Source organism: Actinophytocola sp. (assembly GCF_035712165.1).
Lineage (GTDB): Bacteria > Actinomycetota > Actinomycetes > Mycobacteriales > Pseudonocardiaceae > DASYTH01.
The window spans coordinates 1-8,527 of the sequence record NZ_DASTBH010000424.1 but is presented as its reverse complement, the minus strand read 5'-3'; the positions used below and the strand labels follow the sequence as shown (position 1 = coordinate 8,527).

The 8,527-nt window shown below is 70.7% G+C and carries 10 protein-coding genes and 1 tRNA gene; 3 read left to right on the top strand and 8 right to left on the bottom strand.

Annotation, left to right across the window (positions count from 1 at the left end):
* Positions 1-66: 66 nt before the first annotated feature.
* Positions 67-156: transfer RNA gene (locus VFO68_RS23480), tRNA-Ser, on the bottom strand.
* Between the two features lie 67 nt (positions 157-223).
* Positions 224-664 carry a DUF5655 domain-containing protein gene (locus tag VFO68_RS23475; RefSeq protein WP_325160527.1) on the bottom strand — a complete coding sequence of 147 codons (441 nt, stop codon included), beginning with the start codon at positions 662-664 and terminating at the stop codon, positions 224-226.
* Between the two features lie 22 nt (positions 665-686).
* Between VFO68_RS23475 and VFO68_RS23470 the strand changes: the two genes are divergently transcribed.
* Entirely contained in the window at positions 687-2,453 is a 1,767-nt protein-coding gene (locus tag VFO68_RS23470; RefSeq protein WP_325160526.1) for a gamma-glutamyltransferase family protein, read from the top strand.
* Here the strand turns inward: VFO68_RS23470 and VFO68_RS23465 are convergent.
* A complete protein-coding gene (locus VFO68_RS23465) occupies positions 2,450-3,367 on the bottom strand; it encodes a MauE/DoxX family redox-associated membrane protein (RefSeq protein WP_325160525.1) in 918 nt (305 codons plus the stop codon). The two genes, VFO68_RS23470 and VFO68_RS23465, sit on opposite strands and share 4 nt — an antisense overlap.
* A gap of 191 nt (positions 3,368-3,558) precedes the next feature.
* Here VFO68_RS23465 and VFO68_RS23460 point away from each other — a divergent pair, with 191 nt between their 5' ends.
* Together VFO68_RS23460 and VFO68_RS23455 are read left to right on the top strand one after the other, a co-directional pair.
* Positions 3,559-3,822: a hypothetical protein gene (locus tag VFO68_RS23460; protein WP_325160524.1), complete on the top strand. Its 264-nt coding sequence runs from the start codon at positions 3,559-3,561 to the stop codon at positions 3,820-3,822.
* A gap of 39 nt (positions 3,823-3,861) precedes the next feature.
* Entirely contained in the window at positions 3,862-4,119 is a 258-nt protein-coding gene (locus tag VFO68_RS23455; protein ID WP_325160523.1) for a hypothetical protein, read from the top strand.
* A gap of 37 nt (positions 4,120-4,156) precedes the next feature.
* On the opposite strand, the gene VFO68_RS23450 is transcribed toward VFO68_RS23455, so the two are convergent.
* The 5 genes from VFO68_RS23450 to VFO68_RS23430 form a co-directional block, all read right to left on the bottom strand.
* Entirely contained in the window at positions 4,157-6,139 is a 1,983-nt protein-coding gene (locus VFO68_RS23450) for an acetoacetate--CoA ligase (RefSeq protein ID WP_325160522.1), read from the bottom strand.
* A gap of 9 nt (positions 6,140-6,148) precedes the next feature.
* Positions 6,149-6,922: an ESX secretion-associated protein EspG gene (locus tag VFO68_RS23445; RefSeq protein ID WP_325160521.1), complete on the bottom strand. Its 774-nt coding sequence runs from the start codon at positions 6,920-6,922 to the stop codon at positions 6,149-6,151.
* Between the two features lie 19 nt (positions 6,923-6,941).
* Positions 6,942-7,697: a sulfite exporter TauE/SafE family protein gene (locus tag VFO68_RS23440; RefSeq protein ID WP_325160520.1), complete on the bottom strand. Its 756-nt coding sequence runs from the start codon at positions 7,695-7,697 to the stop codon at positions 6,942-6,944.
* Positions 7,694-8,059 carry a VOC family protein gene (locus VFO68_RS23435; RefSeq protein WP_325160519.1) on the bottom strand — a complete coding sequence of 122 codons (366 nt, stop codon included), beginning with the start codon at positions 8,057-8,059 and terminating at the stop codon, positions 7,694-7,696. The genes VFO68_RS23440 and VFO68_RS23435 overlap by 4 nt, the downstream gene beginning before the upstream one ends.
* A 22-nt stretch (positions 8,060-8,081) precedes the next feature.
* A partial coding sequence (locus tag VFO68_RS23430) for a GntR family transcriptional regulator (protein WP_325160518.1) occupies positions 8,082-8,527 on the bottom strand: 446 nt, incomplete at its 5' end.

Below are 8,527 nucleotides of genomic sequence, written 5' to 3'. Positions count from 1 at the left end.
TCAGATGCTCTATCCGTTGAGCTACGGGCGCAGGTGCCCGACCAGTGTACATACCGGCCGAGGACGCGGAGACTCCGGGATTCGAACCCGGGAGGGGCGGTTAACCCCAACCGCATTAGCAGTGCGGCGCCATAGACCAGACTAGGCGAAGCCTCCCGGGCCCCAAGGTCGCTCGGCGGACAGCCTACAAGGTCGCCCCTGGACCGAGCAAAGCGCATCCCCTCTACCCGTTCAGGTGATGTTGCTCGCCCACCCGGTACGCCTCGCTGAGCAGGGCGAACAGGGGCTGGTCGACTTCCTCCGGGTGGGTGAGGCGGAGGGTGTGCAGAACGTTGCGCGGGGAATAGGTCTCGATCTTGCGGAACGTCGGGTGGGTTGCCTGCCGGGCCAGGACCAGGTGGCCGTCGAGCCAGTGGCGGCGGGGCATGAACGCGGCGAAGCTCATCCGGACGTGCAGGGCGATGCGGGTCTTCTCCGGCAGGACGTCGACCGGGCCGAGGGTCTCCACCAGCGACAGTATCCGGTCGAAGGTGGCGCGGACCTGGGGATCCTTACCGACGAAGTGGCGCGCGAGGTCGCCGAGGGGCGCGCAGGTGTGGGGCTGGCGCGGGTTGGCGAACGTTCGGCCGCACGCCGGGCATGTCCAGAGCGGACCGCGAGCCACCTTGGCAGGCTAGCGTTGACGAATGTTCACCACTCGGCCGGAGCTGTCGGGAACATTCGGCATGGTGGCCTCGACCCACTGGCTGGCCTCGGCCGCCGGGATGGCCGTGCTGGAGCGCGGGGGCAACGCGTTCGACGCGGCCGCCGCGGTCGGGTTCATGCTGCACGTGGTCGAGCCGCACATGTGCGGCCCGGGCGGCGAGGTGCCGGTGATCTTCACGACACCCGGGGACGCCGAGCCGACCGTCCTGTGCGGGCAGGGCGTGGCGCCGGCAGCCGCGAGCATCGAACAGTTGGCCGGGCTGGACCTGGTGCCCGGCACCGGTCTCCTCGCGGCGACTGTGCCGGGGGCGGTCGGAGCGTGGCTGACCCTGCTCCGCGACCACGGCAGCCTGCCCCTGCGCGACATCCTCGGCTACGCGATCGGCTACGCCGAGTCCGGCCACGTCCCCGTGCCCCGCGTGCTGGAGACCATCGGCGCGGTCGAAAGCCTGTTCCGGGCGGAATGGCGCACCTCGGCCGAGGTGTGGCTGCCGATGCCCGAACCCGGCGGCCTGCTGCGCAACCCCGCGCTGGCCGGTGCCTACCGGCGCCTGTTGGCCGAAGCCGAAGCCGCGGGCGCCGGCCGCGAGGCACAGCTCGAGGCGGCGATCACCGCGTGGTACCAGGGATTCGTGGCCGAGGCGATCGACAAGTTCTGCCGCACGCCCGTCCTGGACGACTCCGGCGAGCACCACGCGGGCCTGCTCACCGGCCAGGACTGCGCCACCTGGCGACCCGGTTACGAGCCGCCGGTGCGGCACACCAGCCACGGCTGGACCGTCTACAAGGTCGGCCCGTGGTCTCAGGGCCCGACCCTGTTGCAGCAACTGGCGATGCTCGACGCCCTCGGCGAGGTACCCGAGCCGGGCAGCGCGGATCTGGTGCACCGGGTCACCGAGGTGGCCAAACTGGCCTTCGCGGACCGTGAGGCCTGGTACGGCGACACACCGGACGTCCCGATCGAAGCCCTCCTCGCGCCGGAGTACGCCCGCGACCGCGCCGCGCTTGCCGGCGAGACCGCCAGCCTCGAACTGCGCCCTGGCGCGCCGGGGAACCGCGTTGCCCGGTTACCGCGGCATCTCACCGAGGACCGCCCGGATCCGGTTCCACTGGTCCAGATGGGCGGGCTGGGCGAGCCGACGATCTCCCGGTACGGCACAACCCGCGGCGACACCTGCCATGTCGACGTGGCCGACCGGTGGGGGAACATGATCTCGGCCAGCCCGTCCGGTGGCTGGCTGCAGAGCTCCCCGACGATCCCCGAGCTCGGTTTCTGCCTCGGCACCCGGGCGCAGATGTTCTGGCTGGAGCCGGGGTTGCCGGCGTCCCTCGTTCCGGGCCGGCGGCCGCGCAGCACGCTGTCGCCGTCCTTCGCCCGCCGGGACGGCCGGATGCTCGCGTTCGGCACCCCGGGAGGTGACCAGCAGGACCAGTGGCAGCTGGGATTCTTCCTCAACCACGCGGTGTTCGGCCTGGATCTGCAGGCCGCGATCGACGCACCCGCCTGGCACACAACGGCCTTCCCGTCGTCGTTCTACCCCCGGCAGACGCAGCCGGGCGGCCTGGTGGTCGAGTCGCGGTTGGGCGAGCCGGCGCTGGCCGGTCTGGCCGCCCGCGGGCACCGGGTCACCAGGTCCGACCCCTGGTCACTGGGCCGGTTGTCGGCGGTGGCGCGCGACTCGGAGACCGGGATCCTGCGGGCGGCGGCGAACCCGCGCGGCATGCAGGGCTACGCGATCGGACGCTAACCGCGGCTCAGCTCAACAGGTTTGGACCCGTCCATCACGCGGCCGCCGATGGCGGAGACGGGCCGGCCGTCGACCACCGCGACGACGACCGCGTGGTTGGCGTTGGCGCGGGGAACCGACACGGTCACGGTCAGCGGATGCCTGACACGCGGGGTAATGATCATGCATGGCACCCGGGGACCGCCAGGCGGCGTGGCCGCGGATGTGCGCACCTGGCTGCGTCGCCAGTCCAGTTCGGCGATGCGCGGTCCCAGCCATTCTTCGAAGGCGCGCACCGACGGCGCGGACCGCACGGCGGTGATCAGGGCGGCGCGTTCGCGGGCGTCGATCGTCGGTTCGCTGGGCAGGTCCACGCCGGAAAGCCGGGAGTCGATCCGGCCGACCAGCAGCCACCCGGAGGGTAGGACCCGTCCGCTGACCGCGGTGACGGCCACGACGGCGACGGCCAGCCCGAGCAGCCAGACCACGGCGGAACCCTGCCACCACGGCACCTCGGGCGCGACCAGCACCCGGACGAACAGCGCCGTGGCGAGCACGGCGAGCACGATCGACCGGCCCAGTTCGGCGCCGCCGGCGGTCCGGTCGGAGAACGAGGCGAAGCAGCCGCACGAGGTGCCGGTATGGATGGCGAACGCGACCACGGCGACGAACCCGAGGTAGAGCGCGGCGGCGCAGCCAGTGAGCACGGCGGACGGATGGCCGGCGGTGGCCAGCAGTCCGGCGCCGACCAGCACCTCGACCCCGCCGACCACGGGCGCCGCGGCCCGCGCGACCGGCTCCCGCCACGACTGGTGCCGGGGCAGCAGCCGGTACACCGCGTGCCCGAACGCCCTGGGTCGCACCAGTTTCAGCGTGCCGGCGAACAGCAGCAGCCCTGCGAGAAGAAACGCCGCACCACCCGTGAATCCAGCCACGAGGTCCATGGTGGCGCGTGGGAGAGCCGCCGGAAAGAAATGTCGCGTTCGACTGCCCGAAAGGGCTGCGAGCTTCGCCCCATGCGAGAGACCGATCGGCGATGGTCTCTCTTTGTTGGCGTACCTAACTTTGCGATCACTGGGTCTCCAGGCGGACCCAGCCGGAGGCTCCGACCCAAGGAGAAACCCAAATGGCCGAATCGGCGGACCAGCAGGTCCAGATCGACTGGTCGCAACTGCCGACTCTGAGCGCCCACTGGGAGGCGAGCGGCAACGACGACTACCTGGCGCAGCACCTCGGCATTGACCTGTCACAGGATCAGGGCCAGGACCAGTCGGTGCAGATCGACTGGAACCAACTGCCCACCCTCAGCGCGCACTGGCAGGTGCAGGGGGACGACTCCGCGCTGCAACAGCAACTCGGCATCGACATGTCCCAAGACGCCCAGGCGTGACGAACACGTACAACCGACCCATAGCAAGGAGAAACTTCGATGGCTTGTGATAGCGAGTGGAACGAGGTCGGCGCCGCCCTGGTCGGCTTCGTGGCCGCCTGCGCGACGGTAGAGACCGGTGTGGGTGCGATCGCCTGCGCCGCCGCCGGCTGGGCCTACTACAACGCGGTCAGCAAACTGGACGAGTGCCGCCGCAACGCCGGCCTCGCCGCGATCGACGAGTCGGTGCTCAACAACCTGTACGCGGAGGTGCAGCACATCCAGTCGGTCGCTGACAACGCCGCGGCCGTGGCCTGAGCGAACCGATCCCGCCCCGGCTGGCCGGCCTCGCGCCTCAGCCGGGGCGCTTCGGTGCCACCAGGTCCAGGAACGGGCGCAGCGCCTCGGGATTGGCCAGCGCGTCGCGACTGACCGCCCGCTCCGGCGGCATGCCGGCGAGGATCTTCTTCACCGGCACCTCGCACTTCTTTCCGTTGAGGGTGCGGGGAATCTCGTCGACCACGATGAACCGGTTGGGCACGTGCCGTGGCGAGAGCGCGCCGCGCAGCTCACCGCGCAGCTTCGACTCCACAGTGGACAGGTCGGTTTCCGGGGCGAGCACGAGGAAGCAGAGCAACTCGCCGTCGGGCGTCGTGGCACCCGAGGTGTCGATCACCAGTGAGTCGAGCACCTCGTCGAACCCCTCGACCACCCGGTAGAACTCGCTGGTCCCCATGCGTACCCCGCCGCGGTTGAGCGTCGAGTCACTGCGCCCGTAGATCACCGACGAACCGCGCTCGGTGATCAGGATCCAGTCGCCGTGCCGCCACACGCCGGGATAGGTCTCGAAGTACGCCTCGCGCAGCCGGCTGCCATCCGGGTCGTTCCAGAAGAACACCGGCATGGACGGCATCGGCCGGGTGATCACCAACTCGCCGACCTCGCCGGTCACCGGACGGCCGTCCTCGTCGAACGCCTGCACCGCCGCGCCGAGCGACCGGCAGGACAGTTCGCCGAGCCACACCGGAACGTCCGGGGACGACCCGACGAACGCGGTGCACAGGTCGGTGCCGCCGGACACCGAGCAGATCTGCACCTCCGAGCCGACCTCATCGGCGATCCACCGGAAACCCTCCGGGCTCAGCGGAGCACCGGTCGACCCGAGGGCGCGCAGGGCGGACAGGTCGAACTGTTGCGCCGGCCGCAGGTGCTGCTTGAGGCAGGACTGGATGTACGGCGCGGAGGTCCCGAAGTAGGTCACCCGGTGGTTCTGCGCCAGCCGCCACAGGACGTCCAGGTCGGGGTGGGCCGGGCTACCGTCGAAGAGCACGATCGTGCACCCGACCAGCAGTCCGGAGCTCAGGAAGTTCCACATCATCCAGCCGGTGGTGGTGAACCAGAAGAACCGCTCGCCCGGGCCGAGGTCGCAGCTCAGCGCGAGATTCTTCAGATGCTCCAACACGATCCCGCCGTGCCCCTGCACGATTCCCTTGGGCAACCCGGTGGTACCGGACGAGTACAGCACCCAGAGCGGATGGTCGAACGGCACCGCGTCGAACTCCAGCTCGGCGTCCGGGTGCGCGGTCAGCAGATCGGCCCAGCGGACCACGGGATGCGGGCCATCGGACAGGGTCGCGCCGTCGGACAGGTAGTCGATCAGCACGGTGGCCTTCAGGCTGGGGATCGCGGACCGCAGTTGCTCCACCGTGGACCGAATGTCGAAGGGTCGTCCATTGTAGACATAACCGTCCACGGCGACCAGGACAGTCGGCTCGATCTGGGTGAACCGGTCGGAGATCGCGCGGGCGCCGAAGTCGGGCGAGCAGGACGACCACACCGCACCCAGACTCGCCGCGGCGAGAAAGGCGACCAGCGTGCTCGGCGCGTTCGGGGCCAAGGCCACCACCCGGTCGCCGCGTCGCACCCCCAACTCCCGCAGCCCGGCCCGGACCGCGGCCACCTCCGCGCGCAGTTCGCCGTACGTGCGGCGCTCGGACCGGCCGTCCTCCCGCTCGAAGATCAGGGCGAGATCGTCGTCCGCCTTGCCCGGCCCGGGTCGCAGCGCGTGCTCGGCGTAGTTGAGCGTGGCACCGGGGAACCAGGCGGCGCCGGGCATGGTTTCGGTCGCCAGCACGCGGGTCGGCGCCGTGTGGAAGCGCACCTCGAGGAACTCGGCCACGGCGCCCCAGAACCCCTCGAGATCCGTCGTGGACCACTCCCACAACGCCGCGTAGTCCGGGAGGTCGAGGTCACGGTTGGTCCGCAACCAGTCCCGGAACGCCGCCATCCTGGTCCCGTTCACCCGCTCCGGATCCGGCCGCCACAGCACTTCGGTCATGCTCAGTTTCTACACCCGCAGCCCGGTGACCAGCTCGGTCAGGCGGCGCGCCAGCCGCGTGGAGTTGCCGGGCGCGAAGGTCAGCCACTCGGTGCCGTCCCGGCGACGCTCGGGGTAGGCCAGGTAGCGGCCGGCATCGGTGTCGAACCAGTTGAGCACCGAGGTCCTGGTGCGGCGGCCCATCCGGTCGAGGCTGTTCGCGGCGAGCTGGCCACCGCCGTGCCGGGCGGACTCGACCAACGTGGTCAGCCCGCGCAGGTCCCGGCCGGAGATCCCGCCGGTGCGCAGGGTGGTCTCGAAGGCCAGGTAGCCGCCGGTGGCGTAGGCCTGGGTGGCCTCGGTGAACACCGCGCGCGGCAGGGTGACCGGCTCACCCGGGCCGGGTTTCTCGTCCGGTACCAGGGCGATGACCGCGCCGACCACGCCGCTGCCGCGGATCGGCTCGACCCGCACCTCGGCGTCGGTCTGCACGAAGAGCGCCCCGCCCTCGCCCCGGGCGGCGGCCAGGACCTGCAGGTGCTCCCCCGCGAGCACCTGTCCGTCGATGGTGAACCGGTTGCGCACCAGCATGACCAGCAGATCCTGCAGCCGGGGGTTCGGCTCGGCGCCGTCGTGCAGACCCCGCTCGGCCAGCGTCCGCCACGCCTGGGCGCGCAGCTCGGCCCGCTCGTCCATGGTCTCGCCGAACATGCCGACGGTGATCGGGTAGGGCCGCTCGCCGATCCCGAGCTGTTCCCAGAGGATGTCGAACTCGACGTGCGAAAGGCGCACCGCGATGGTCACCCGGGCAAGGATGCCAGGTTCAGCGCAGCACCAGTTGTGCGATCGCGACGAGCCCGACCACCACGATCACCCCGCGCAGCAGGACCGGCGACAGCTTCCGGCCGACCCGGGCGCCGAGCTGGCCGCCGATGACGGAGCCGACGGCCAGCAGCAGCACGGCCAGCCAGGCGACATCGGCGACGAACACGAACACGATCCCGGAGGTCAGGTTCGCCACCGCGGCCAGCACGTTCTTCACCGCGTTGATCCGTTGCAAGGCCTCGTCCATCAGGATCCCCATCAGGGCCAGCAGCATGATGCCCTGCGCGGCGCCGAAGTAGCCGCCGTAGACGCCGGTCAGGAAGATGCCGACGAGCAGCGGCAGGCCACCGTGCGGGTGGCGGTCCGGCTGCCGGGCGGCGAGCCAGCGGGCCAGCCGGGGTTGCAGCACCACCAGAACCAGCGCCAATGCGATCAGCACGGGCACGATCGCCTCGAACGCGCTGGCCGGTAACACGAGCAGCAGCACCGCACCGAGCACACCGCCGACCGCGGAGGCCGCGCCGAACCGCAGCAGCCGGCCGCGCTGGCCGGTCAACTCGCGCCGGTAGCCGATCGCGCCGCTCACCGAACCGGGCACCAGGCCGAGACCGTTGGACACGTTGGCGACCACCGGCGGGTAGCCGACCGCGAGCAGAACCGGGAAGGTGACCAACGTTCCGGAGCCGACCACCGTGTTGATCCCGCCGGCGAACACCCCGGCCAGGGCGACCAGAACCGCCTCGAACGGGGTCACCGCGGCGCGAAGACGCAGAACTCGTTGCCTTCCGGGTCGGCGAGCACGTCCCACTCGATCTCGTCGTCCCGCCGCCGGACCACGGTGGCCCCGAGGGCGACCAGTTCGTCGCGGTCGCCGAACACGTCAAGGTGCATGCGGTTCTTGAGGGTCTTGGTCTCCTGGACCGGAGCGATCCAGATCAGCGGACCCGCACCCTCCGGGTCGACGATCGGCACCGGCCACTCGACCGGCCGCACCCAGCCGTCCTCCGGTGGGCTCAGCTCGTCCTTGCGCCGGTAGGACATGGCCGCGCACCACCAGTCGGCGAGCGCGTGGTGATCAGTGGCGTCGAGCACGAGGTCCTTGAACTGTGCGGGCATGACCGCATCCTGACACGGCCGACTAACCAGTTTTCTGGGCCTCGGCATAGGCCGCCACGAACTGTTCCTCGGCCGTGCTGAGGTAGGCGTCCAGCTTCTTCTCGGCCTCGGCCAGGTCGCCGCTGACGAGGTAGCTGAACAGCTCGTGGTTGAGCGGGATATAGCGCTCGAAGCTGGTGCGCGGATCGTCGATGACATGCCAGACCAGGCGCAGTTCGGCCCAGACCCGACGCATCAGCTCGTCCGTGCGCGGGCTGCCGATCAGCGCGACGATCCGCTGGTGGAAGCGGAGGTTCGCGGTGCCGACGTCGGCCCACCGGCCCTCCATGGCGGCCCGCTCGGCGTCCATGACCTCGGCCCGCATCCCGTCGAGCGCGGCGCGCGGCACCTCGGTGATCTCGCGCAGGGCCGCACATTCGATCACGCGGCGGACCCGGTAGAGGTCGTGCAGGTCGTCGACGTCGACGA